This is a genomic window from Stappia sp., from assembly GCF_040110915.1.
GTDB lineage: Bacteria > Pseudomonadota > Alphaproteobacteria > Rhizobiales > Stappiaceae > Stappia.
In genome coordinates this window covers 2,507,998-2,531,800 of record NZ_CP157793.1, presented here as the reverse complement: position 1 = coordinate 2,531,800, position 23,803 = coordinate 2,507,998, and the positions used below count along the sequence as shown (strand labels likewise).

The window sequence follows — 23,803 nt, the reverse complement described above, 5'->3', positions numbered from 1 at the left end:
CGCCTCAGCGGCGCGGAGCGGTCGAAATGCCGGCGGAGCGGGTCTCGACCGTGGCGACGCCGTCGCGGTCGACCTCCACGATGGCCGTGCCGACCGAGGCGGAAACGCAGCCGGCGAGCAGCGTGCCGGCCACGAGCATGGCGGCGAGGGGCGCGGCAAGGCGGCTTTGCGCGAGGCGGGCGGTGTATCGGGTGGCGGGCATGTGGTTCTCCCGGGGCGCGGCGCGGTCTTGCCAGAGCGTCGAGGGGCGGGCATTGTCCGCACCGGATGGCGGCCCTGCGGTGGCCTGCCTTGCGTTCAAGATGACACGGACCGCACGGACGCCGGCCGGTACGGCGATCCCGTCCGTGACGGACACGTTCCACAGAGGTGACATGCCGGAGCCAGACCTTCAAGCCCGCCCGCCGGCGGACGCCGCGCGCCACGATGCGGCCGACGGACCCGGCGGCTGCCCGCCGCTGTTTCGCGATGCGCCCGCCTCGGTCGGTTTCAAGAAGCTGCGCAAGCGTCTGCTGCGCGAGGTGCGCGAGACCATCGACGCGCATGGCATGATCGCGGCGAGCGCGCAGGCGCCGCGCTGGCTCGTCTGCCTGTCGGGCGGCAAGGACAGCTACACGCTGCTGGCGGTCCTGTGGGACCTGAAATGGCGCGGCCTGCTGCCGGTCGATCTCGTCGCCTGCAACCTCGATCAGGGCCAGCCCGGGTTTCCGGCGCATGTGTTGCCGGAGTTCTTCGCCCGGCACGCGATCCCGCATCGCATCGTGCGCCAGGACACCTATTCGATCGTCACGGAGAAGGTGCCGGAGGGTAAGACCTATTGCTCGTTGTGCTCGCGGCTGCGGCGCGGGCTTCTGTATCGCACGGCGCGCGAGGAGGGGTGTTCGGCCATCGTGCTGGGCCACCATCGCGACGATGCGCTGGAAACGCTGTTCATGAACCTCTTTTACGGAGGACGTCTTTCGGCCATGCCGCCCAAGCTCCTCAACGACGACGGCGATCTGCTGGTGCTGCGCCCGCTGATCGCCTCGGCGGAGGCCGATATCGCCCGCTTCGCCCGGGCGATGGAGTTTCCCATCATCCCCTGCGATCTGTGCGGCAGCCAGGACGGGCTTCAGCGCGCGCAGGTGAAGGCGATGCTGGCGGAGTGGGAACGCGCCGCGCCGGGACGCTTGTCCGTCATGGCGCGGGCGCTGGCCAATGTCCGCCCCTCGCATCTGCACGATCCGCGCCTGTTCGATTTCGCCGGCCTGATGCCCGGCACCGACGCCGAGGCCCGCGAAGAGGCGGAGCCCTGCGGCGCGAGCGTGGCGATGACGCAGCGGATGTTCTCTCCGCATTAGGCCGCAGTTGCGTCAGCCCCTTGCAGGGAGGGCAGGACCGCCGGCCGGGTCGGGCCGGTGTGGGTATCGGCCGGTGTGCCCCGCTCTCCTTCAATCCCAACCTGGGGCCTGCCGCCCAGAATCCTCGACAAAGGCCGTTGCGCCGGTCCCGTTCGGTGCGTCGGCCTCCGGCGTCTCTTCTCCGCATCTCTCCTCACCGGCGGCCGGGGCCGCCGTCCTCCCCCAGCATTCGCGGACTTCGACATGATCTTGCAACGGCCGTGCGGCATCGACTTCGGAACCTCCAACTCCACGGCCGCGCTTCCCGACAACGGGGGCGGCGCCCGACTGGCGCCCCTTGAGGGCGACAACACGGTGCTGCCGAGCGCGCTGTTCTTTTCCTTCGAGGACAGCGAGTTGCGCGTCGGCCGGGCCGCTGTCGGAGCCTATGTGGAGGGGATGGAAGGGCGGTTGATGCGGGCGCTGAAAAGCGTCCTGGGCTCGCGCACGATGGACGAGCGCACCACCATCAGGGCCCGGCGCTGGACCTTCTCGGAGATCATTCAGGTGTTCGTGACGCAGGTCCGCCGCCGGGCGGAAGCCGCCGCCGGCCACGCCCTCGACGCGGCCGTCTTCGGGCGTCCCGTGCATTTCGTCGACGGCGATCCGGTGGCGGACCGGCGCGCGGAAGACGAGCTGCGGGCCATTGCGCGCGCCGCCGGGTTCGCGTCGGTGGAATTTCAGTTCGAGCCGATTGCCGCCGCGCTCGACTACGAGCGCCGCGTGGCGCGGGAGGAACTGGCGGTGATCGTGGACCTTGGTGGCGGCACCTCGGATTTCGCCATCGTCCGCGTCTCGCCGGAGCGCAGCGGCCGGGCGGATCGGCGCGAGGACATTCTGGCGAGCACCGGCGTTCACATCGGCGGAACCGACTTCGACCGGCTTTTGAGCCTCGCCTCGGTGATGCCGGAGCTCGGCCATGGCACGCGCTCGCGCGATCCCAGACGGGATCTGCCGAACTGGGCCTTTTTTGAACTCGCGACCTGGCACCGGATCAATTTTCTCTACACGCCCCAGATCCCGACGAAGCTGAAGGAGCTGCGGCAGGATGCGGCGGAGCCGGAGAGGATCGAGCGTCTGGCCGCCATCATCGCGGAGCGTCAGGGACACGCTCTGGCCTCGGCCGTCGAGGCGGCGAAGATCGCGCTGTCGGAGCGCGCGGACCATCGCCTGCGGTTCCGGGCCGGCGCGGCCGAGCTCGATGTCTTGATGGAAAAGGACGGTCTGGAGGCCACGATTGCCGGGGCGGTCGGCGATGTCGAACGCGCGCTGGAAACCTGTCTCGCTCAGGCGGGCGTCGGGGCCGGGGAAATCTCCTCGGTCTTTCTGACCGGCGGATCGGCGTCAATCCCCTTCGTGCGCAACCGTCTGACCGGCCTGTTTCCCGAAGCGCAGGTCATTCAGGGAGATGCCTTCGGCAGCGTGGGAACGGGGCTGGCGCTCGATGCGGCCCGCAGGTTCGGGATCGGTTGAGGCGCAGCCGTCCGCGCCGTGTCAGTCGACCACGCGTGCGACACGGCGTCTGGGTTGCCTGTCGCGCCGGCGTCAGGACCCGGCTTCGGCCGTGCGATCGAGACCGACGGACGCGCCGGCGGGGCGGTTGCGGACCAGGATCACGAGCGCGGATGTGGCGGCCCGCGCATCCTTGGCGGCGAGCCCGCCATGGGCGCGGCAGGTGTCGGCATCGCTGACGCCGTTGGCCGGGGCGAAGACCATGAGATCGGCGCAGGCGATGCGGCGCAGGCTGCCGTCGGTTTCGTCGGCGAAGGTCGTCAGGCCGAAGCCCAGGGTGAGGGCGGCGCCCAATCCGGCGAGTTTCGCAAACCGCATGGTCACTTCCTTTCGCTACGCGCTTGGGCTTTCGCTACGCGCTTGCCTCAAGCGCCTGTCGGCCGAAGCCGCGAGCCGTCTCGGTGGAACGTCCGATGACGATCCCGCCGGAAGGCGATCGCGCCCGAAGACGGTGTGGATGTAGCGTGCGGTGCGTGAGCGTGACCTGAAACCGACGTTCATCCTTCGTTCAGATTAGGGTGATTCGGCAAATTTTGCCTAGTCAGTAAATTTCATGAAAAAAAGGGCGGATCCACTTGGATCCGCCCTTTTGGGTTTTGGCGTTAACCATTCGTTAACTTGTCGTCAGGCCGACTGCCGCGTCTCGATGCCTTTTTCGGTGAGATGCGACTGCAGTTCCTGGCTCTGGAACATCTCGCGGATGATGTCGCAGCCGCCGACGAACTCGCCCTTCACATAAAGCTGGGGGATGGTCGGCCAGTCGGAAAACTCCTTGATGCCCTGACGCAGGTCGTCGTCCTCCAGCACGTTGATGCCCTTGTAGGGCGCGCCGATGTAATCGAGGATCTGAACGACCTGGCCGGAAAACCCGCACTGCGGGAAGGCCGGCGTGCCCTTCATGAAGAGCACGACATCGTTGGTGTCGACTTCGTTCTTGATCCAGTCCTGAATGCTCATAGTCCGTCCTTTCGTTCTGCCGGGGTCAAGGTCCAGCGACCGGGGTTCGGCGGGTCAGTCGGGCGCGCTGGTCTGCAGCGCCAGCGCGTGGAGTTCGCCGCCCATGTTGCCCTTCAGGGCCTGATACACCATCTGATGCTGCTGCACGCGCGTCTTGCCGCGGAAGGTCTCCGACACGACCACCGCCGCGTAGTGATCGCCATCGCCGGCCAGATCCCGGATCTCCACCCGGGCATCCGGGAGCGCTTCCTTGATCAGGGCCTCGATTTCGCGCGCCTGCATTGCCATCGTATCGTCCTTCTTGCCGGGTCGCCATGCCGGTCCAGATTGCCGTGACGTCGCTCAGACGCCGCTCATGTAGTCCGCGAACCAAGTGTCGTGGCTGTCGCGAAGCTTTGCAACGGATATGGTGAGAACGCCCTCCACCGTCAAATCCGGTCCGCCGACGCGGCCGATCTCGACGATCTCGAGCCCGGCGTCGCGGGCGTCTTCCAGCACAGCCGCCGCCCGTTCGGGCGTGAAGCTGAGCACATAGCGGCCCTGATCCTCGCCGAACAGCGCGGCATGGGCGGGGGCGGGCACCGAGACCGTGCAGCCCCTGTCCCCGGCCATCGCCATTTCCGCGAGCGCGACCGCCAGGCCGCCGTCGGACACGTCGTGCACGGCGGTGACGCGGCCGGCGCGAATCAGCGCGCGCACGAAATCGCCGCGCCGCTTTTCCGCCGCCAGATCGACCGGCGGCGGCGCGCCGGCCTCCTCGCCCAGGATGTCGCGCTGATAGGCGGAGCAGCCCAGATGCGTGCCATGGCCGCCAACGACGGCGAGGATGTCGCCCTCGTTGGCGAAGGCCAGCGTGGCGCGGGTCGTCACGTCGTCGAGCAGGCCGACACCGCCGATGGCCGGCGTCGGCAGGATCGCCTCGCCGCTGGTCTCGTTGTAGAGCGAGACATTGCCCGACACGATGGGCATCTCCAGCGCCTCACAGGCCGCGCCGATGCCTTTGATCGCACCGACGAGCTGGCCCATGATCTCGGGCCGCTCGGGATTGCCGAAGTTGAGGTTGTCGGTCGCTGCCAGCGGTTCGGCGCCGACGGCGGTCAGGTTGCGCCAGCATTCGGCGACCGCCTGCTTGCCGCCCTCGAAGGGGTCGGCCTCCACGTAGCGCGGCGTCACGTCGACGGAAAAGGCCAACCCCTTGCCGGCCTCGCCGACGCGAATCACGCCGGCATCGCCACCGGGGGAAGCCACCGTGTTGCCCTGGACGAGCGTGTCGTATTGCTCATAGACCCAGCGCCGCGACGCGCCATTGGCATTGCCGACGAGGGTCGCGAGCGCGGCCGCGTAATCGTCCGGCTCCGCCACCTCGGCCGGCGACAGGACGGGCCGCTTCGCGCTTTCCAGATGCGGGCGGTCGTATTCCGGCGCCTCGTCGCCGAGTTCCTTGATCGGCAGGTCGGCGACGGTCTCGCCCTGGTGGTTGACGATGAAGCGCAGCGTGTCGGTGGTGTGGCCGACGACGGCGAAATCGAGGCCCCACTTCTTGAAGATCGCCTTGGCCTCGTCTTCCTTCTCGGGGCGCAGCACCATGAGCATGCGCTCCTGGCTTTCCGACAGCATCATCTCGTAGGCGCTCATGCGCTCCTCGCGCACGGGAACGGCGTCGAGCTCGAGCGTGATGCCGAGATTGCCCTTGGCGCCCATTTCCACCGCAGAACAGGTCAGCCCGGCCGCGCCCATGTCCTGGATGGCGACCACGGCGCCGGTGCGCATCAGCTCCAGACAGGCCTCCAACAGGCATTTCTCCGTGAAGGGATCGCCGACCTGCACGGTCGGGCGCTTTTCCTCGATGGTCTCGTCGAACTCGGCGCTCGCCATGGTCGCGCCGCCGACGCCGTCGCGCCCGGTCTTGGCGCCGAGATAGACCACCGGCAGGCCGACGCCTTCGGCCTTGGAAAGGAAGATCGCGTCCGTGCGGGCGATGCCGGCGGCAAAGGCGTTCACCAGGCAATTGCCGTTGTAGCGGGCGTGGAACTCCACCTCGCCGCCGACCGTTGGCACGCCGAAGGAATTGCCGTAGCCGCCGATGCCGGCGACGACGCCGGACACCAGATGCCGGGTGCGCGGATGCTCCGGCGCGCCGAAGCGCAGCGCGTTCATCGCCGCGACGGGCCGCGCGCCCATGGTGAAGACGTCGCGCAGGATGCCGCCGACCCCGGTCGCCGCGCCCTGATAGGGCTCGATGTAGGAGGGGTGGTTGTGGCTTTCCATCTTGAAGACCACGGCCTCGCCGTCGCCGATATCCACGACGCCGGCGTTCTCGCCCGGCCCCTGGAGCACGCGCGGGCCGGTGGTCGGCAGGGTCTTCAGCCACTTCTTCGACGACTTGTAGGAACAATGCTCGTTCCACATGGCCGAGAAGATGCCGAGCTCGGTGAAGGTCGGCTCGCGTCCGATCAGCTCCAGAATGCGCTGATACTCGTCGGGCTTGAGGCCGTGCGACTCGATCAGGTCGGGCGTGATGGCGATGTCGTTGGGGATCATGGGCGGTCGGCACCTTGGACTGGGAAGATGCCGCCCGTGTAGCAAACCGGGCGCACAAAGGGAATTCTAGACATGTCCGCGCGCGCCGCGCAGGATCGCCCTCCCCGGGGCCGCCGCTTGCGCGGGCTTCGTATCACTGGGCGGGAGACGCTGCATGACCGCATCGCGGGATCTGTTCCTCATTCTCAACGGCAAGGCGGCGGCGCGCGACGACGTGCGGGCGGCCGTCGAGGCGGTGCGCGCGGCCGGGCACGGCGTGGAGGTGCGGGTCACCTTCGACCCCGAGGATGCGACACGCTTCGTCGGTGAACTCGCCGCCCGCGCGTCCGCCGACCGACCCGATGTCGTCGTGGCGGGCGGCGGCGACGGCACGGTCAACGCGGTGGTGTCGCAGGCCGTGGCGCAGGACTGCGCCGACGGGCTCGCCTTCGCCGTGATGCCGCTCGGCACGGCCAATGATTTCGCACGAGGGCAGGGGATCCCGACCGAGGATCCGCAGGCCGCGCTGACGCTTGCGGCCGAGGGGGCTGCGCGGGCCATCGATCTGGGCAGGATCAACGACCGGCTCTTCGTCAACCTGGCGAGCGGCGGCACGGTGACCCACATCACGCGCGAGGCGGACCCGCGCGCCAAGCGGGTGCTCGGCGGGGTCGCCTATCTGCTGGCCGGGGCGAGCCGGCTCGGCGAGCTGACGCCCTCGCAGGCGCGGTTCGAGGCCGAGGACTTCCGCTGGGAGGGGCGGTTCCTGGCCATGGCGGTCGGCAACGGGCCGATGGCGGGTGGCGGCGTCACGCTGTGTCCCGAGGCGGTGCTGGACGACGGCCTGCTCGATCTCACGATTCTGCCCTATCCGGACATGGAAGGCGTGTTGCCGTCCTTGTCGGAGATCTTCAACGGGACCGGCGACGAGGCACGCCGGATCGCGGAGCGCACCCGTGTCCGGACCCTGACCATCGACAGCGCGGCGCCGCTGGCGATCAATCTCGACGGCGAGGCGACGAGCGCGACGCGGATCGAGGTGGAGGTGCTGCCCGGTGCCGTCTCCTTCGTGCTGCCCGCGCGCGGCTGAGCCCCCCTTGCGCAGCACCGGCGGCCCGCCTTGACAAAGATCACGGTGTCGGCGGCACGATCATTTTAGACTTCATGAAACCAACAGGCTTCGCGCGATCCGTCGCGATATCGGCAGGGAGGTTCATGATGCTGGCTCGCACATTCCGTCTGGCGGCCGTTGCGCTCGCCGCTTTGGCGTTTTCACCGATGACCATTGTGCCGGCGAAGGCCCAGGGGGCGTTGCTGGACCAATATGTGGCCTTCATCGGGCCTGCCGATCATTTCAACTCGCGCGGTCAGCGGCTGACCCAGCCCTGGCAGATCCTGCGGCAGGACCGGGCGAACTATCATCGCTTCGGCATCCGCGACGCGGGCGATCAATACGACGGCTACTTCGGCTCCGCGGAAAACCGGGCCCGCATGGAGCGGATGATCCGCAACGGCTACATCAACGCCAACGCCGCGCGCCGGATCGTGAACGGCAATGTCTGGGTGCGCGTGGAGATTTACCGCAACGCGGTCAACGTCACGGTCGAGTGAAGGAGCGCCAAAGGGGGCGCATGTGTGCCCGCCGGGCGGCTCAGCCGCGCCGGTCGAAGGCGGAGGGGCGTTCCATCTGGTAAACGACCTCGCCGACCTCGTCCATGCGGGCGGAAATCGCCGCATGGGCATCGTGCAGGCCCTTGTTGTAGAAGGCCCCGCCGATCTCGCGCGCGAGGAAGCCGAGCAGCGTCTCGGCGTCGAAGGTGCCGAGTGCGACGTCGTATTCGGTGGCGAGATGGGTCTGCAGGCGCTCCACCAGGATCGCGGTCTCCTCGCGGGTGAAGGGATTGTCGGACATGTCGATCCTCCCGTTGCCGTGCCGAAAGGGAAAGGCGATCGCGCGTCGCCTGCGGGAAAGGCCGCGTCAGGCCGGCGCGAGCGTGTCGACGATCCCCTTGAAGAAGGCCAGTCCGTCCGTGCCGCCCTGCAGCGGGTCCACCAGATTCTCCGGATGCGGCATCATGCCGAGCACATTGCCGCGCGCGTTGGTGATGCCGGCGATGTCGTCGAGCGAGCCGTTGGGATTGGTGCCCTCGGCATAGCGGAAGGCGATGCGGTCGCCGTCCTGCAACGCGCGCAGGGTGTCGGCGTCGGCGAAATAATTGCCGTCGTGATGGGCGACCGGGCAGCGCCAGACGCCGCCCTTTTCCAGCGCGCGGGTGAAGGGGCTGGCGGTTGAGGCGGTCTGCAGCTTCACCTCGCGACAGACGAAGGTGAGCCCGGCGTTGCGCATCAGCGCGCCGGGCAGCAGGCCGGCCTCGGTCAGCATCTGGAAGCCGTTGCACACGCCCAGCACGAGCCCGCCCCTGTCGGCGAAGGTCCGTACGGCCTCCATGATCGGCGCGCGCGCGGCGATGGCGCCCGAGCGCAGATAATCACCGTAGGAAAAGCCGCCCGGCAGCACCACCAGATCGACCGCCGGCAGGGTCGTGTCCGCATGCCACACGGCGAGCGGATCGACGCCGCTCGCCAGCTTGAGCGCATGCATCATGTCGCGTTCGCGATTGGAGCCGGGAAAGGTGATGACGGCGGATTTCATGGCGGACGTCCTTCGGGTCAGACCAGGAACACGACGGCGAGACCGGCGGCCAGCGCCGGCAGCAGGATGAAGATCGCCGCCTTGATCAGCAGGAAACGAATGGCTTTCGCGGCATCGTCGTCCATGGCCGGGGCACTTCTGTCGGCATGCCGTCGAAAGGCGCGCGCGCCCGTCGACGGACAGGCGGCATCACAGGATTTCGATGGCGTAATTCTCGATCACCGTATTGGCGAGCAGCTTCTCGCACATCTCGGCGAGATCCGCGCGCGCGGTCTCGGCATTGGCGGTGGCGAGGTCCACGTCGAAGACCTTGCCCTGGCGCACGCTCTCCACACCGGAGAAGCCGAGCGCGGCAAGCCCGCCCTCGATCGCCTTGCCCTGCGGGTCGAGGACGCCGGCTTTCAGGGTGACCGTCACGCGTGCTTTCATGGGGCATCTCCGCAATCGCTGGGGCACCGCGCCCGCTCTCTGGCTGCGCCCGCCCGTCGTCGGCGCCAACTTGGCGGCGCCCGTTCGTCTCGCGCCGCTTCTAGCGCGGCGCGGGGGCGGAAGAAAGCCCCTTTGTCCGGGCGCGTGCGTCCGGGCGCATGCGTCTGGCGACGGCATCAGCCCGCCAGAAACGCCGCGACCCTTGCGTTGAACCACTCCGGGTTCTCCAGGAACATGAAATGGCTGCCGCCGGCCTCAGCCTCCAGGATCGCGAGCTCCGCGCCGGGAATGCGGTCCGCGATCCAGCGTTGCGACTGAACGGAGAAGATGCTCGCCTCGGCGCCGACCACGAGGGTCCGGTTACGGATGGCGGCGATTTGCGGCCGCCAGTCGAGCACGCTGTGATCGTGCAGCAGCCGGGCGGCGAGGTCGCGCGGCAGCTTCACGTTCTCCCTCGCGATCCAGTCGAGCTCGGCCTCTGCAATCGCGGAGGTGAACATGCCGCGAATGAGCTCCTTCGTGGCGGCCGCGGTCGTCGCGCCGCGCACCGCGGCCTCGAAGTCGGCGAGCGCGGTCATGTCGGGGAAGAGGCAGCCGGCATTGGCCCTGGTGGTCTCGTCCCAGCCGGGCTGGGCGAGGACGGCGGGTGCCTGGTCGACCAGCAGCAGCCGGCCGAGCGGACGTTCCGCCTCGAACAGCGACAGATAGGACCAGATCACCGAGCAGCCCATCGAATGGCCCATCACGTCCGGCCGGTCGAGATCGAGCGCGGCGAGGACGTCATGCAGATCCTTGGCGAGACGCTGGATGCGGTAGCCGATTGGCGGCGGCACGGAGGCTCCGTGCCCGCGCATGTCGAGCGCGATCACCCGCCGATCCTGCGAAAACGCCTCGATCTGGTGCCGGAACGCCGCCGCCGATTGCGACCAGCCGGGCACGAGGACCAGAGGGGCCCCCGCGCCGGATTCGGTGACGTGAAGCTCCGCGCCGTCGCCGACGCGAATTGTGCTGTGCTGCATGGTTTTCCTCCCCTCAGATCATGCTCACCTTAGAGCGTGGGAAGGGCGAAGGAAAACCGGAAGTGGAGAACTGGCCGGACCGCACAAACCACCCGCGTGCCTCGCGCCGCAAAAACCACCGACGTGTGCCTTGCGCCGCAAAACAAACTCGCGTGTGCCTTGCGTCGCAAAACAAACCCGCGGGTGCCTGGCACCGCAAAACAAACCCGCGGGCACCTGGCACCGCAAACCAAACCCGCGGGTGCCTGGCACCGCAAAACAAAAAAAGCCCCGGCGTGGAGCCGGGGCCTGTGTCTTGCGTCGCTGCGGCGGGTGCTACTTGACGAGCACCGGGCCGGAGCCGATCGGCCGGTCGTTGTCGTTGAGGATGCCGAGGCGGCGGGCGACTTCCTGGTAGGCCTCGAGCATGCCGCCGAGGTCGCGCCGGAAGCGGTCCTTGTCCAGCTTCTCGTCCGACTGGATGTCCCACAGCCGGCAGCTGTCGGGGGAGATCTCGTCGGCGACGACGATGCGCATCATGTCGCCTTCCCACAGCCGGCCGCATTCGATCTTGAAGTCGACGAGGCGGATGCCGACGCCGAGGAACAGCCCGGTCAGGAAGTCGTTGACGCGGATGGCCAGCGCCATGATGTCATCCATCTCCTGCGGCGTGCACCAGCCGAAGGCCGTGATGTGCTCTTCCGAGACCATCGGATCGTCGAGGGCATCGTTCTTGTAATAGAACTCGATGATCGAGCGCGGAAGCTGGGTGCCCTCGTCGAGACCGAGCCGCTTGGACAGCGAGCCGGCGGCGACGTTGCGCACCACCACCTCGAGCGGGATCATCTCCACTTCGCGGATGAGCTGCTCGCGCATGTTCATGCGGCGCAGGAAGTGGGTGGGGATGCCAATGGCGTTCAGGTGATTGAAGATGAACTCGGAAATCCGGTTGTTCAGGACACCCTTGCCATCGACGATCTCGTGTTTCTTGTTGTTGAAGGCGGTCGCGTCATCCTTGAAGTGCTGGATGAGCGTTCCCGGCTCGGGCCCTTCGTAAAGGATCTTGCCCTTGCCTTCGTAAATGCGCCGGCGGCGGTTCATAGGCACGTACCGTGTTCGTGAGAAGAAATCCATGCGGGTCGGAAGCGCTCCTTCGGGCCGGGCGCCAGACCCTGTCCCTGTCGTCCGGCTGTCGTCAGGAGCCGGCTGTCGTCGGGAGGAGGTCGGGCGTCCAGGGCCGTGGTCGTCGGGTCGTCGCCCCCCGCGCGATGGCGCGGAACCTACACGATCGCCCCGCAAAGTACAATCGAGCCGTTGCGTCCGATGGCGCCCCCTGAACGAATGGGGTGGACCCGGGATTCGCACTGCCGCGCCGGCGGTGCCCTCGCTCCCCGCATCGGGCCGGGCATCGCGCCGGGCATCGTGCCGGGGATTTGCGGCCGATATCGCGTTGATTTGGGCCGCTTGCAGGGATATGCAAGAGCGAACCGAATCCCTACATGTGTTGTGGGTCGGGCCATGGACGGTCGCGACCTGCGCGGGATCCGACCCTTGACCCTTCCGGGACCCGGCGAACAGGCAGGAGAGACACGCATGAGCACGTTCAACCGTCGCGAGGAGGCGTTTGAGAACAAGTTCGCCCACGACGAGGAGCTGCGGTTCAAGGCCGTTGCGCGGCGCAACAAGCTGCTCGGGCTGTGGGCTGCCGAGAAGCTGGGCCTCGACGCCGACAAGGCGCAGGACTACGCCAAGGAGGTGGTGCGCGCCGACTTCGAGGAGCCGGGCGACGAGGACGTCTTCCGCAAGATCCGCAAGGACTTCGACGACGCCGGGGTCGATCAGTCGGATCACCAGATCCGCCGCACCATGGAAGACCTGCTGCATACGGCGGCCGAGCAGATCCAGGCCGAAGGCTGAGACAGCCCCTGCGATCCTCCGGATCGCCCCCGGGAAGCGTTGAGGGTGCGTGCCGCCGGGCGGTGGCGCGCGCCTTGCGTTCCGGACCGTGGACGGTCCTCGCCTGAATGGGCCGCGACCGGGCCTCGTCTCAATGGACCGTGAACGGTCCGTGTCTGAATGGACCTTCGACGGTCCTTGCCTGAAAAAGGACCTCTGAAAGGACCTCTCACATGAGCGACCCGCGCGCGCCCCTTTCCAACTCGCTTGCCGACACGCTCGCGCAGGACACCACGATCGTGACCGCCTGGTCGACGATGGCGGTGCCGGCCGTGGTCGAACTGCTGGCGCGGGCCGGCTATGGCGCCGTAACGCTCGACATGCAGCATGGCGCCCATGACATCGCATCGGTGCGCGACGGGATCGCGGCGGCGGTGCTCGGTGGGGCGGCGGCTCTGGTGCGTCCGCCGGTCGACGATTTCGCGACCGTGAGCCGGGCCTTCGACCTGGGCGCGCAGGGCGTGATCATGCCCATGGTCAACTCGGTGGACGATGCGCTGGCACTCGTCGCCGCCGCCAAGTATCCGCCGCTGGGCGCGCGCAGCTGGGGGCCGCATCGCGCCGCCATGCTGCAGGGCGTGACGCTGGACGACTATCACCGCGCGGCCAATCGCGCGGCGGTCGTCTTCGCGATGATCGAGACGCCGGCGGCTGTCGCGGCGCTCGACGACATTCTGGCGGTGGAGGGGCTCGACGGCGTCTTCATCGGTCCCGCCGACCTCTCGCTCACCCTGTCCGACGGCGCCGAGATCGCGCCGGGCGCGGAGCGGGTGCAGACGCTGGCCGGCGAGGTGGCCGCCAAGGCGCGCGCGGCCGGTAAACATGCCGGGATCTATACCAACAGCGTGGAGGACGCGCGGCGGGCGAAGGCGATGGGCTTCCAGCTGATCGCGCATGGCTCGGACGCGGGCATCGTGCTCGAGACCGCCGGACGGATGGCACGCGACCTCGACTGAGCGGGCGACCGACGCGGGCGAGGGGCGCGCGGGCGGGCAGGCGACGCCGGGCTCCGCAATTTCCCCAAGAGGGCGATCCCCGAGCGGCGGGGTGTCGCATTAAGTTTCGGGTTTCGCTATCTATCTTGGAGCCATCGAGCGGTGCGCTCCGGCGATGCCTGTCCAGGGTGGCGGCGTCGACGTGTCGCGCCGGAAACCGTTTTCGGAGCGCTCACCCATGTGGAAGCTCGCCGCCGTTCTGCTCATCGTCATCGCGCCGACGCTCGCGGGGATCTTCGCGCTGATCCCGATGACCTACTTCGGGATCAACGATTACGAGCCATGGCTGCTGGCTGCCTTTGCCGGTGCCGGGGCGCTGGTCGCGTTCCCCGTCAGCTATTTCGTTGCCGGGCGCATTCTGGCGCTGATCAACGAGAAGCCGCGCGCCGCGAACTGACGCGGCCCAGAGAAAAAGCCGCGAACTGACGTGCCGCGTGCGCGCGTCGGTCGATCAGTCGAGTCCCTTCATCAGATAGGCGAAGGTCATGAGCCCCTCCGGCCAGGGGCCGTGGCCGCTTTCGTGGTTGAGGTGCCCGCTCTCGCCCGCGTCCTGGAAGTGCGCGCCCCAGGCGTGGGCCCAGTCCTTCGCCGTCTCGAAGGTGCAATGCGGATCCGTTCGGCTCGCGATCACGCGGGAGGGGAAGGGCAGGGGCCCGCGCGGCAGCGGCAGAAAATCTCCGACATCGAAGGCAGGCTTCGGGCTCTCGCGGGCAAGGTCCGTCGGCGCCACCAGAAAGGCGCCGCGCACCGCACCCTTCGGCAGGGTGCGGGCCGCATGCACGATGGTGTTGACGCCGAGCGAATGCCCGACCAGCACCACGGGGCGTTCGGCCCCGTTCACCGCCTCCTCGAGCGTTTCGACCCAGGCCTTGCGCACGGGTCGAAAGCGGTTCGGCAGGTCGATGAGACGCGCGGAGGGCATTTTCGCCCGCCAGCGCGTCATCCAGTGGTCGGCCGGGGTTTCGCCATAGCCCGGCACCAGCAGAATGTCGGCATCGGCGATCTTCATCGGCTCACGCCTCCCCGAAGACCCGCGCGAAGATCGTGTCCACCGCCTTGGTGTGGTAGCCGAGGTCGAAGCGGGCGCGGATGTCCTCTTCCGACAGGGCGGCGCGCACGTCCGCGTCGTTGAGCAGTTCCTCGAGGAAGTCGACCTCGGCGCTGCCGCGCGTCTGGTAGCTGTCCCAGACCTTCATCGCGTTGCGCTGGACGAGGCGATAGGCGTCCTCGCGCGACACGCCAGCCTGGGTCAGCGCCAGCAGGATGCGCTGCGAATGCACCAGGCCGCCGAGGCGGTCCATGTTGGCGATCATGCGCTCGGGGTAGACCACGAGCTTGTCGATCACGCCGGTGAGACGCGCCAGGGCGAAGTCGAGGGTGACGGTCGCATCCGGGCCGATCATGCGCTCCACCGATGAGTGCGAGATGTCGCGCTCGTGCCACAGCGCCACATTCTCCATCGCCGGCATCGCGTAGGCGCGCACCATGCGGGCGAGGCCGGTGAGGTTTTCCGTCAACACCGGATTGCGCTTGTGCGGCATGGCGCTGGAGCCCTTCTGCCCCGGCGAGAAGTATTCTTCCGCTTCCAGCACCTCGGTGCGCTGCAGGTGACGCACTTCCGTCGCCACGCGCTCGATCGAGGAGGCGATGACGCCAAGCGTGGCGAAGAACATCGCATGGCGGTCGCGCGGGATGACCTGGGTCGAAACCGGCTCGACGGCGAGGCCCATCGCCTTGGCGACATGTTCTTCCACGCGCGGGTCGATATTGGCGAAGGTGCCGACCGCGCCGGAGATCGCGCAGGTGGCGATTTCGGCGCGCGCGGCGAGCAGGCGCGTGCGGCAGCGGTCGAACTCGGCGTAGGCCTCGGCCATCTTCAGGCCGAAGGTGACCGGCTCGGCGTGGATGCCGTGCGAGCGGCCGATGCAGACGGTGTCCTTGTGCTCCAGCGCGCGGCGCTTCAGCGCGGCGAGCAGCGCGTCGAGATCGGCGAGCAGCAGGTCGGCGGCCCGGGTAAGCTGGACGTTGAGGCAGGTGTCGAGCACGTCGGAGGACGTCATGCCTTGATGCACGAAGCGCGCGTCCGGGCCGACGATCTCGGCCAGATGCGTCAGGAAGGCGATGACGTCGTGCTTGGTCTCGCGCTCGATCTCGTCGATGCGCGCGACGTCGAAGGTCGCCGCGCCGCCCTTCTCCCAGATGGTTCTGGCCGCGTCCTTGGGGATCACGCCGAGCTCCGCGAGCGCGTCGCAGGCATGCGCCTCGATCTCGAACCAGATGCGGAACTTGGTCTCGGGCGACCAGATGGCGACCATCTCGGGCCGCGAATAGCGCGGAATCATACGTGAAGCCTCGTGAGCGGGAGAAAACTGCGGCTCTCCTAGCAGACGTGGCCGTGCCGCTCAATCCGGAGCCGGAGTCATTCCGCCGAGCGGGGCTTGATGCGCGCGAAATACCAGGCGGCGGCGAAGAGCGGCACCAGCATGACGGGAAGAAGCATGCGCGCGCCCATCACGCCGAAGATGTAGCTCGAGGTGGCGGCGGTGAAGGCCGTTTCCCAGAACATGCGCATGGACAGGGCGTTCGTGTGCCAGGGATCGTAATAGGCGCGCATCTGCAGGAAGAACAGGAAGCCGGTGATCCCGGCGGTTCCGACCGACAGGGTGATCAGCATGGCCGCGAAGCGTGCCACGGGCCGGCGCCGGCGCGGCCACGACAGGATGCGCGCCGCCCCCCAGCCGAGCCAGCCGCCGAGGAAGCTCCCCAGGCCGAAGACCGCGAGCACGGCGAGCGAACGCCCCGACAGCCCCTCGTTGCGCAAGCCGAGCGTCAGCGCGGCGACGGCGGCGGTGATCAGGCAGGCCCACACGAGGGCGAAGACGAACGGGCGCACGGGCGGGGCTGATCCTGAACGGGAAACGGGCGGCGCGGGAGAGCGGGCGGCGCAGGCGCGCCGCCGGACGCTCACGATACGCTAAAGAGTGGCGGCAGTGCGACGCAGGGTCAAGCGCGCGCGGCTTCGGCGGCCGCGCGGATCGCGTCGATGTTGGCGCGGTAGCCCGCGACGCCGTCGCCCCTGAAGACGGCGGAGCCCGCGACAAGCACATTGGCGCCGGCGGCGGCGACCAGCGGCGCCGTCTCCGGCGTGACGCCGCCGTCGACCTCGATGTCGATCGGCCGCTCGCCGATCATCGCCTTGATGCGCGCGACCTTGTCGACCATTGCGGTGATGAAGGACTGGCCGCCGAAGCCCGGATTGACGCTCATCACCAGGATCAGGTCGAGCCGGTCGAGCACATATTCCAGCACGCTTTCCGGCGTGGCCGGGTTGAGCGAGACGCCGGCCTTCTTGCCGAGCGCGCGGATCGCCTGCAGCGAGCGGTCGAGATGGGGGCCGGCCTCGGCATGAACGGTGATGATGTCGGAGCCGGCCTTGGCGAAGGCCTCCAGATAGGGATCGCAGGGCGCGATCATCAAATGCGTGTCGAACACCTTGTCGGTGTGCTTGCGCATGGCCGCGATCACGTCGGGTCCGAAGCTGATATTGGGCACGAAATGGCCGTCCATCACGTCGAGATGGATCCAGTCGGCGCCGGCTTCCACCACGTCGCGGACCTCTTGGCCGAAGGCGGAGAAATCGGACGCGAGCATGGACGGGGCGATGGTGACCGGGCGGGACATGGCGATGAAAACTCCGCAAGGGGCGAGGGGAGCTTGGCGCTAGCACAGGCGGGGGCCGGCGACAAGACATCGGCGGGCCGTCCGCGCGCGGTATGCCGATGGAGTGGGCCGCCTATCCGTCGGGCTCGGATCCGGTGCGTGGGGCCGGGTTTTCGTTCGCTCGCTCCGGCGCGCCGGCGAGCGCGCGGTCGGCGAGCGGTTTGAGGATCCAGGGCAGCAGATAGATCGGCAGTTGTCCCAGACCGAAGTAGAGCCACGCGAGATCCGGCAGCGTGCCGCCCAGGGCGGCGACAAGAAGCCCCATGTTGCGGTTGCCGGTGGCATGCGCCAGCACGAAGGCGCGGTCGCTCCCGGCCGGCCGAAACACCAGGAAGGTGACCGCCATCTGGGTGAGGGCGACGGCGAAGGTGAGCGCGCCGATGCCGAGCGTGAGAAGGGGCCGGGCCAGAAAGCTCTCCGCCACGCCGTCCATCACGGCGACGGCGAAGACGAAGAGCAGCGCCACGTTCAGCCCGTCGATATGGGTGCGGGCGGCGACGATGCGCCGTGCGCCGAAGACGCGGCGCAGGATCGCCGCCACGGCCGCCGAGGCGGCGAGCAACCCGGCGAGCCGCAGCGCGAGGCCGCCGGCATCGACGGGCAGCGTGTCGCCGAGCAGCAGCCCCGCGATCAGCGGCGCGGTCAGCGGCGCGGCCAGCATGGTGGCGCAGACGAGCGCCAGCGCCAGCGCGCCGTCGAGCCCGATCAGCGCGACGAAGGCCGGTGCCGACATCACCGGCGGCGCCGCGGTGACCAGGAAGGCGGCCATCGCCAGTTCCGGATAGGCGGCGGCCACGCCCGTCGTGGTGAGCGCCAGCGCGGTCGCGACCGGCACGGCGAGCAGCATCCACACACCGGCCGGCGCGACGAGACGGGGCGCGCGCAGATAGGCGGTCACCGCCGCCGGATCGACCCGCAGAAAGGCGAGGACGAGCAGCAGGAAGATCGCTTCTTCCACGAACGGGCGGAACAGCGCGGACAGCGGTGGCAGGAAGAGGCCGACGAGGGCGCTTACCGCTACGGCACGCGTGCCCTGGCGGCCGAGCCAGGCGAGGCAGCGCAGGGGCAGATGAAGCGCGGACATGACGGATTTCCTGACCGCGGGCCGGACGACTCGCGCTAAGGGATTGGAGGGAAACCAACAAAATTTGCGCGAACAGTATCGCCGGACGCGACTTCGGCTTGCAAGCGGCCCGTGTTCGGTGTGGATAGGCGGCATGCGCACCTTCGACGCCATCGTACTCGGCGGGGGACTCACCGGTCTCAGCGTGGCCCTGCATCTGCAGGCGCGCGGCTGGCTGTGTCTCGTGCTGGACCGGGCGGGACCGGGAGAGGAGGCGTCCAGGGCCAATGCCGGCATTCTGGGCTGCGATGCCTTCCTGCGTCCGGATCTGCCGCTCACGACCGGCGAAGTGCTGCTGCGCCTGGTGCGCCCCGGCGGCGCGACGCGGATCGATCCGCGCGCGCTGGCGTCGCTGATTCCGTTTCTCAAGGTGGCGGGCGCCTTCGACGCGCCGCGCGCGGTGTCGGGCGCCGCGCGGGCCCTGGCGCCCTTGCAGGCGGCGGCGATCGGCGAACATCTGGCGCTGGCGCGCGCGGCGAGCGCCCTGCGCTTCTTCCGCCGCACCGGCTGGGTCAAGCTCTACCGCCGCCCGGCGTCCTTTCAGGCGAGCGAGCAGGACCGGCATTTCGCCCGCATCTTCGGCGTGTCCTATGCGGTCCTGTCGGACGACGACCTCAGGGAGATGGAGCCGGATCTGGCATGGCCGGATCTTGCCGCGATTTCCTGGCCGGACAGCCAGTCGGTGTCCTCGCCCGGCGGGGTGGCGAAGGCCTACGCGCGGCTCTTTCGCGAGCGCGGCGGCGCGGTGGAAACCGGCAATGCGGCAACGCTGGTGCGGATCCGCAGCGGCTGGGCCGTGCGCGGCGCGCGCGGCGAGGCGCGGGCGCCCGTCGTGGTCGCCGCGCTCGGTGCCGCGACGCCGGACATCCTGCGTTCGCTCGGGGTGTCGCTGCCGGTTGCCGGGTTGCGCGGCTATCACCGTCATTTTCGCGCCGTGCACGGGGTGCGCCTGTCACGCCCCGTCACCGATGTCGACGGCGGGTTCACCCTGACGCCGATGGATCGCGGCGTGCGGCTCGTCGGCGGCCATGAACTGACGCATGCGGACGCGCCGCCGCGCGACACCGCGCTGGAGCGGGCGGAACGCGCGGCGCGCGCGCTGTTTCCGCTCGGGGCGCGGGTGGAGGAGACGCCGATCCCGGCGGTGCGCGCCTTTCTGCCGGACGGGCTGCCGGTGATCGGCGCGGTGCCGGATCTGCCGGGCCTGTGGCTGGCGGTGCCGCATGCGCGCGACGGCTTCGCGCTGGCGCCGGCGCTCGGGCGTCTGCTCGCCGAGACGATGGCGGGAGAACGTCCCTTCGCCGACCCCGCGCCCTTCGCCCCGACGCGGTTCCTGTGAGATCGATGCGGTAAGACGGCCGCGCCTCAGGTCTCGCGCAGCGGCAGGGCGACGGTTTCCTTCACCGTGTTGACCACGATGCGCGACTGCACGTCGGAGACGAGCGTGTTGTCCAGGAGCTTCAGTCTCAGAAAATCGTCATAGGCCTTGATGTCACGGGTCACGACCTTGATCAGGTAGTCGACGGCGCCGGTGACGCGTTCGCAGATCACCACCTCGGGCCAACGCTCCAGATACTTGTCGAAGGTCTCCATGTTCTCCCGGCTCGGCACGGCGAGCTTGACGAAGGCATAGGCGACGAAGTTCAGGCCCACCGCCTCGCGGTCGACGACGGCGACCACCTGACGGATGACGCCGTTCTCCTTCAGCTTCTTGATCCGTCGCCAGCAGGGCGTCTGGCTCATGCCGGCCTCGCGGGCGACATCGGCGATCGACAGCGATGCGTCGCGCTGGAGAATCTGCAGGACGCGGATGTCCGAGGGGTCGAGAAGGGATTTTTCGCTCATTCCGCTCTTTCGGGGAAGGATATTGTCGCTAATCGGGTGAGGGCCGGCATGTTAGCACAGAAATTGACCCGGAACAGGACCATAATGGTGTCATGCAAACATCAGGCGCAGCCGACCGATGTCGGGCCGCGCCGGGCAGGCGGGCGCCCGCGACCGATTCCGGCCCGCGCCCCGATGCTCATGATCTGACGGAAGAGGAGGCCGTCGCCATGAACGCCATCACCCGACCCGTGACGCTCGACGACAAATATGTGGCCACCCATGGCCGCGTCTATCTCAGCGGCATTCAGGCGCTGGTGCGCCTGCCGCTCGATCAGGCCCGGCGCGACGCGCAGGCCGGTTTGAGGACCGGCGGGTTCATCTCCGGCTATCGCGGCTCGCCGCTTGCCGGATACGACAGCGAACTGATGCGCGCGCGCCGGCACACGGACGCCGCGAACATCGTGTTCAAGCCCGGCGTCAACGAGGAACTGGGCGCCACCGCCGTGTGGGGCTCGCAGAAGGTCGGCCACCACGGCAAGGGCTCCGACTACGACGGTGTCTTCGGCATCTGGTACGGCAAGGCGCCGGGGGTCGACCGTGCCGGCGACGTGCTGCGGCAGGCCAACGCCAGCGGCACGGCCGAACACGGCGGCGTGCTGGCGCTCGCCGGCGACGATCACCTCGCCAAGTCGTCGATCCTGCCGGCGCAGTCGGAGTTCTTTTTCGAGCATGTCGAGATGCCGGTGCTCAATCCGTCCGACATTCAGGAAGTGCTCGACTACGGTCTGCACGGGATCGCCCTGTCGCGCTTTTCCGGCCTGTGGACGGGCATGATCTGCCTCGCAGACACGATGGACGCCTCGGCGACGATCTCGGTCGATCCGCGCCGCCTCGCCTTCGTTCACCCGCGGGAGAAGGATCCGCGCCGGCACCATGATCTCAACCGGGTGCTGCTGCTCGGCAACCGGCTGGAGACCGAGCGGCTGTTGCGCGACATCCGCGTGCCGGCCGCGCAGGCCTATGTGCGCGCCAACGGGCTCGACCGGGTGGCTTTCGGCGCCACGCGTCCGCGCATCGGTCTGGTGGCGACCGGCAAGGCCTATCGCGACCTGCGTCAGGCGCTCGACCTGATCGGCCTCACCGAGGCCATGGCCCGCGACATCGGACTGGCGATCTACAAGGTGGCGATGCCCTGGCCGCTGGAGCCGACCGGCGTCACCGAATTCGCCCGCGGGCTCGAGCGGCTGATGGTCGTGGAGCACAAGCGCGCCTTCCTCGAACCGCAGATCAAGGAGCTCGCCTACGGTTGGCCGGACGGCGCGCGGCCAAGGGTCTGGGGCAAGACGCGCCCTGACGGCACGCCGTTCCTGACCGACGTTCTGGAACTGACCGTCGCCGAACTGATCCCGGCGCTTCTCGCCTTCCTGCCGGGGGAGATTGTCACGTCCGAGATGCGCGCCGTCGCGGAGCGCATGAACAAGCAGGTGATGTGGTCGCAGGGTCATGCGGAGCGTGCCGCGCGCGTGCCCTATTTCTGTTCCGGCTGCCCGCATTCCACCTCCACGCTGGTGCCGGACGGCGCGCGCGCCATGCCGGGCATCGGCTGCCACGCCATGACCGAGGTCGCCGGGCGCACCACCGACGGGCAGATCGCCATGGGCGGCGAGGGCGCGCTGTGGGTCGGCCAGTCGGCCTTTTCCAACGACACCCATGTCTTCGCCAATGTCGGCGACGGCACCTACTTCCACTCCGCGATCCTGGCGATCCGCCAGGCGGTCGCCTCAAAGGTCTCGATCACCTACAAGATCCTCTACAACGACGCGGTGGCGATGACCGGCGGCCAGCCGGTCGACGGCACGCTGACCGTGCCGCAGATCACCCGCCAGCTCGAGGCGGAAGGGGTCGAGCGCGTCGTCGTCGTCAGCGAGGAGCCCGATGCCTATCTTGGCCGCCACGATCTGGCGCCGGGCACGGATGTGGTGCATCGCGACGAGCTGATGGCGGTGCAGCGTGATCTGCAGGCGGTCGCGGGCGTGACCGCGCTCGTCTACGACCAGACCTGTGCCGCGGAAAAGCGCCGGCGCCGCAAGCGCGGCAGTTTCCCCGATCCCGACAAGCGGCTCTTCATCAACGACCGCGTCTGCGAGGGCTGCGGCGACTGCTCGGTGCAGTCGAACTGCCTGTCGGTGGAGCCGGTCGCGACGCCCTTCGGCGAGAAGCGGCGGATCAACCAGTCCTCCTGCAACAAGGACTTCTCCTGCGTGAAGGGCTTTTGTCCCTCCTTCGTCTTCGTGGAGGGCGCGGAGCTGCGCAAGGCGGAGGCCCATGGCCTCGACATCGACGCGCTGGTCGCCGCGCTCGATCCGGCGCCGGTCGCGCCGCTCGACGTGACGCTCAACGCGCTGATCGCCGGGATCGGCGGGGCCGGCGTCACCACGCTGGCCGCCGTGCTCGCCATGGCCGCCCATATCGACGGCAAGCAGGCCTCGACGCTCGACATGACGGGTCTGGCTCAGAAGGGCGGTCCGGTGACCTCGCATCTGCGGTTTTCGACCGCCGACAGGGCGATCGAGGGGCCGCGCGTGCCGACCGCGAGCCTCGATCTGCTGATCGCCTCCGACATGGTGGTGGCGACCAATGCCGAACAGCTGGCGCTGATCGACCGGTCGAAGACCGCCGGCTTCGCCAATTCCCGCGTCGCGCCGACAGCGGAGTTCGTGATGAAGCAGACGCTCTCCTTCGACGAGGCGCGCATGCGTCGCACGCTGGAGGAGGCGTGTCCGCTCTTCGTCGGCCAGGATGTGGCGAGCCTCGCCGAGGCGCTCTTCGGCGATGCGATCTACGCCAACATGATGCTGGTGGGCATGGCGCATCAGGCCGGCCGCCTGCCGCTCGGCACGGCGGCCATCGAGACCGCGATCCGGCTCAACGGCGCGGCGGTGGCGAAGAACCTCGCCGCCTTCCGCGCGGGCCGGGTGCTCTTCGCGACGCCCGAGGCGATCCTCGCCGCGATGCCGTCGCCCGAGGCCGACGAGGGGCCGGAGGAGATGGAGCTCGGGGATCGTATCGCCTATCTGGCGCGCGAGCTCACGGCCTATCAGGACCGGGCCTACGCGGAGCGCTTCCTCGCGGCCATTGACCGGGTGCGGGCGGCGGACGCGCAAGGCGGCAACGGCACCATGCGGCTCACCCGCACGGCCGCCGACATGCTGTACAAGGTAATGGCCTATAAGGATGAATACGAGGTCGCCCGGCTTTATTCCGACCCCGCCTTCAAGGGGAAGCTCGCCGCCCAGTTCAAGGAGCCGGGTAAACTGAAAGTGATGCTCGCCCCGCCGCTGATCTCGCGCGCGCTCGATCCCAGGACCGGCCGGCCGAAGAAGATCGCCTTCGGGCCCTGGGTGTTTACCGCCTTCGGCCTGCTTGCGAAACTGAAGGGCCTGCGCGGCGGACTGTTCGACCCCTTCGGAAAGTCTGCGGAGCGGCGCGCCGAGCGGGCGCTGATCGCAAGCTATCTGGCGGACCTGGAGCGCATCGCCGGCGCGGTCGGCTGCGTCAACTACGGGCTTCTCGTGGAATTCGCCCGGGTGCCGGATCTGGTGCGCGGCTTCGGTCCCGTGAAGGCGGCCAATCTGGAGAAGGCGGCCGCAAAGCGGGCCGATCTGCTCGCGCGGTTCGACGCAAGCGGGACGATGCCGCATCTGGAGGCGGCCGAGTAGGGCGCCTCGCGCGCG

The 23,803-nt window shown here is 68.7% G+C and carries 26 protein-coding genes; 9 read left to right on the top strand and 17 right to left on the bottom strand.

What is annotated here, in order from left to right:
- Window positions 1-4: 4 nt before the first annotated feature.
- Window positions 5-202 (bottom strand): hypothetical protein, encoded by a 198-nt coding sequence (locus ABL312_RS11405; RefSeq protein WP_349357495.1) that lies wholly within the window; start codon window positions 200-202, stop codon window positions 5-7.
- A 172-nt stretch (window positions 203-374) separates the two neighbouring features.
- On the opposite strand from ABL312_RS11405, the gene ttcA reads away from it, so the two are divergent.
- Together ttcA and ABL312_RS11395 are read left to right on the top strand one after the other, a co-directional pair.
- The gene (gene ttcA, locus ABL312_RS11400; protein WP_349357494.1) at window positions 375-1,340 is read left to right on the top strand and encodes a tRNA 2-thiocytidine(32) synthetase TtcA; all 966 of its coding nucleotides are present in this window, start codon (window positions 375-377) and stop codon (window positions 1,338-1,340) included.
- 243 nt (window positions 1,341-1,583) lie between these two features.
- Window positions 1,584-2,852 (top strand): Hsp70 family protein, encoded by a 1,269-nt coding sequence (locus ABL312_RS11395; protein WP_349357493.1) that lies wholly within the window; start codon window positions 1,584-1,586, stop codon window positions 2,850-2,852.
- 72 nt (window positions 2,853-2,924) lie between these two features.
- Here ABL312_RS11395 and ABL312_RS11390 read toward each other — a convergent pair whose 3' ends face one another.
- The 4 genes from ABL312_RS11390 to purL all read right to left on the bottom strand — a co-directional run bounded on the left by ABL312_RS11390 (window position 2,925) and on the right by purL (window position 6,389).
- On the bottom strand, window positions 2,925-3,209 hold the full coding sequence (locus ABL312_RS11390; protein WP_349357492.1) for an antitermination protein: 285 nt from the start codon (window positions 3,207-3,209) through the stop codon (window positions 2,925-2,927).
- Between the two features lie 306 nt (window positions 3,210-3,515).
- On the bottom strand, window positions 3,516-3,848 hold the full coding sequence (gene grxD, locus ABL312_RS11385) for a Grx4 family monothiol glutaredoxin (RefSeq protein ID WP_349357491.1): 333 nt from the start codon (window positions 3,846-3,848) through the stop codon (window positions 3,516-3,518).
- Between the two features lie 54 nt (window positions 3,849-3,902).
- On the bottom strand, window positions 3,903-4,136 hold the full coding sequence (locus tag ABL312_RS11380) for a BolA family transcriptional regulator (protein WP_349357490.1): 234 nt from the start codon (window positions 4,134-4,136) through the stop codon (window positions 3,903-3,905).
- Window positions 4,137-4,190: 54 nt separating this feature from the next.
- The gene (purL, locus tag ABL312_RS11375; protein ID WP_349357489.1) at window positions 4,191-6,389 is read right to left on the bottom strand and encodes a phosphoribosylformylglycinamidine synthase subunit PurL; all 2,199 of its coding nucleotides are present in this window, start codon (window positions 6,387-6,389) and stop codon (window positions 4,191-4,193) included.
- Between the two features lie 154 nt (window positions 6,390-6,543).
- On the opposite strand from purL, the gene yegS reads away from it, so the two are divergent.
- Entirely contained in the window at window positions 6,544-7,458 is a 915-nt protein-coding gene (gene yegS, locus ABL312_RS11370; protein ID WP_349357488.1) for a lipid kinase YegS, read from the top strand.
- Between the two features lie 125 nt (window positions 7,459-7,583).
- Window positions 7,584-7,979 carry a hypothetical protein gene (locus tag ABL312_RS11365; RefSeq protein WP_349357487.1) on the top strand — a complete coding sequence of 132 codons (396 nt, stop codon included), beginning with the start codon at window positions 7,584-7,586 and terminating at the stop codon, window positions 7,977-7,979.
- 40 nt (window positions 7,980-8,019) lie between these two features.
- On the opposite strand, the gene ABL312_RS11360 is transcribed toward ABL312_RS11365, so the two are convergent.
- The 6 genes from ABL312_RS11360 to purC all read right to left on the bottom strand — a co-directional run bounded on the left by ABL312_RS11360 (window position 8,020) and on the right by purC (window position 11,582).
- The gene (locus ABL312_RS11360; RefSeq protein ID WP_349357486.1) at window positions 8,020-8,280 is read right to left on the bottom strand and encodes a DUF2164 domain-containing protein; all 261 of its coding nucleotides are present in this window, start codon (window positions 8,278-8,280) and stop codon (window positions 8,020-8,022) included.
- A gap of 66 nt (window positions 8,281-8,346) precedes the next feature.
- Window positions 8,347-9,021 (bottom strand): phosphoribosylformylglycinamidine synthase subunit PurQ, encoded by a 675-nt coding sequence (gene purQ, locus ABL312_RS11355; protein ID WP_349357485.1) that lies wholly within the window; start codon window positions 9,019-9,021, stop codon window positions 8,347-8,349.
- Between the two features lie 17 nt (window positions 9,022-9,038).
- A complete protein-coding gene (locus ABL312_RS11350) occupies window positions 9,039-9,146 on the bottom strand; it encodes a phosphoribosylformylglycinamidine synthase-associated small membrane protein (protein ID WP_349357484.1) in 108 nt (35 codons plus the stop codon).
- Window positions 9,147-9,210: 64 nt separating this feature from the next.
- Window positions 9,211-9,450, bottom strand: a complete 240-nt coding sequence (gene purS, locus ABL312_RS11345; protein WP_349357483.1) for a phosphoribosylformylglycinamidine synthase subunit PurS — start codon at window positions 9,448-9,450, stop codon at window positions 9,211-9,213.
- 176 nt (window positions 9,451-9,626) lie between these two features.
- Window positions 9,627-10,469 carry an alpha/beta hydrolase gene (locus ABL312_RS11340; RefSeq protein WP_349357482.1) on the bottom strand — a complete coding sequence of 281 codons (843 nt, stop codon included), beginning with the start codon at window positions 10,467-10,469 and terminating at the stop codon, window positions 9,627-9,629.
- A 315-nt stretch (window positions 10,470-10,784) separates the two neighbouring features.
- Window positions 10,785-11,582 (bottom strand): phosphoribosylaminoimidazolesuccinocarboxamide synthase, encoded by a 798-nt coding sequence (gene purC, locus ABL312_RS11335; protein ID WP_349357481.1) that lies wholly within the window; start codon window positions 11,580-11,582, stop codon window positions 10,785-10,787.
- A 459-nt stretch (window positions 11,583-12,041) separates the two neighbouring features.
- Here purC and ABL312_RS11330 point away from each other — a divergent pair, with 459 nt between their 5' ends.
- From ABL312_RS11330 to ABL312_RS11320, 3 genes are all read left to right on the top strand, one after another.
- Window positions 12,042-12,365 carry a DUF1476 domain-containing protein gene (locus ABL312_RS11330; protein ID WP_349357480.1) on the top strand — a complete coding sequence of 108 codons (324 nt, stop codon included), beginning with the start codon at window positions 12,042-12,044 and terminating at the stop codon, window positions 12,363-12,365.
- Between the two features lie 212 nt (window positions 12,366-12,577).
- The gene (locus tag ABL312_RS11325) at window positions 12,578-13,360 is read left to right on the top strand and encodes an aldolase/citrate lyase family protein (protein ID WP_349357479.1); all 783 of its coding nucleotides are present in this window, start codon (window positions 12,578-12,580) and stop codon (window positions 13,358-13,360) included.
- Between the two features lie 217 nt (window positions 13,361-13,577).
- Window positions 13,578-13,796: a hypothetical protein gene (locus ABL312_RS11320; RefSeq protein ID WP_349357478.1), complete on the top strand. Its 219-nt coding sequence runs from the start codon at window positions 13,578-13,580 to the stop codon at window positions 13,794-13,796.
- Window positions 13,797-13,850: 54 nt separating this feature from the next.
- On the opposite strand, the gene ABL312_RS11315 is transcribed toward ABL312_RS11320, so the two are convergent.
- The 5 genes from ABL312_RS11315 to ABL312_RS11295 form a co-directional block, all read right to left on the bottom strand.
- Entirely contained in the window at window positions 13,851-14,408 is a 558-nt protein-coding gene (locus ABL312_RS11315; RefSeq protein WP_349357477.1) for an alpha/beta fold hydrolase, read from the bottom strand.
- 4 nt (window positions 14,409-14,412) lie between these two features.
- Window positions 14,413-15,741: an adenylosuccinate lyase gene (gene purB, locus ABL312_RS11310; RefSeq protein ID WP_349357476.1), complete on the bottom strand. Its 1,329-nt coding sequence runs from the start codon at window positions 15,739-15,741 to the stop codon at window positions 14,413-14,415.
- 77 nt (window positions 15,742-15,818) lie between these two features.
- Window positions 15,819-16,292: a hypothetical protein gene (locus ABL312_RS11305; RefSeq protein WP_349357475.1), complete on the bottom strand. Its 474-nt coding sequence runs from the start codon at window positions 16,290-16,292 to the stop codon at window positions 15,819-15,821.
- 110 nt (window positions 16,293-16,402) lie between these two features.
- The gene (gene rpe, locus ABL312_RS11300) at window positions 16,403-17,080 is read right to left on the bottom strand and encodes a ribulose-phosphate 3-epimerase (RefSeq protein ID WP_349357474.1); all 678 of its coding nucleotides are present in this window, start codon (window positions 17,078-17,080) and stop codon (window positions 16,403-16,405) included.
- A 112-nt stretch (window positions 17,081-17,192) separates the two neighbouring features.
- Complete coding sequence (locus ABL312_RS11295) at window positions 17,193-18,203, bottom strand: sodium:proton symporter (protein ID WP_349357473.1); 1,011 nt, start codon at window positions 18,201-18,203, stop codon at window positions 17,193-17,195.
- 133 nt (window positions 18,204-18,336) lie between these two features.
- Here ABL312_RS11295 and ABL312_RS11290 point away from each other — a divergent pair, with 133 nt between their 5' ends.
- On the top strand, window positions 18,337-19,581 hold the full coding sequence (locus ABL312_RS11290) for an FAD-binding oxidoreductase (RefSeq protein ID WP_349357472.1): 1,245 nt from the start codon (window positions 18,337-18,339) through the stop codon (window positions 19,579-19,581).
- Window positions 19,582-19,607: 26 nt separating this feature from the next.
- Here the strand turns inward: ABL312_RS11290 and ABL312_RS11285 are convergent, their stop codons facing one another.
- The gene (locus ABL312_RS11285) at window positions 19,608-20,087 is read right to left on the bottom strand and encodes an Lrp/AsnC family transcriptional regulator (RefSeq protein WP_349357471.1); all 480 of its coding nucleotides are present in this window, start codon (window positions 20,085-20,087) and stop codon (window positions 19,608-19,610) included.
- Between the two features lie 209 nt (window positions 20,088-20,296).
- Here ABL312_RS11285 and ABL312_RS11280 point away from each other — a divergent pair, with 209 nt between their 5' ends.
- A complete protein-coding gene (locus ABL312_RS11280; protein WP_349357470.1) occupies window positions 20,297-23,788 on the top strand; it encodes an indolepyruvate ferredoxin oxidoreductase family protein in 3,492 nt (1,163 codons plus the stop codon).
- Window positions 23,789-23,803: the final 15 nt, after the last annotated feature.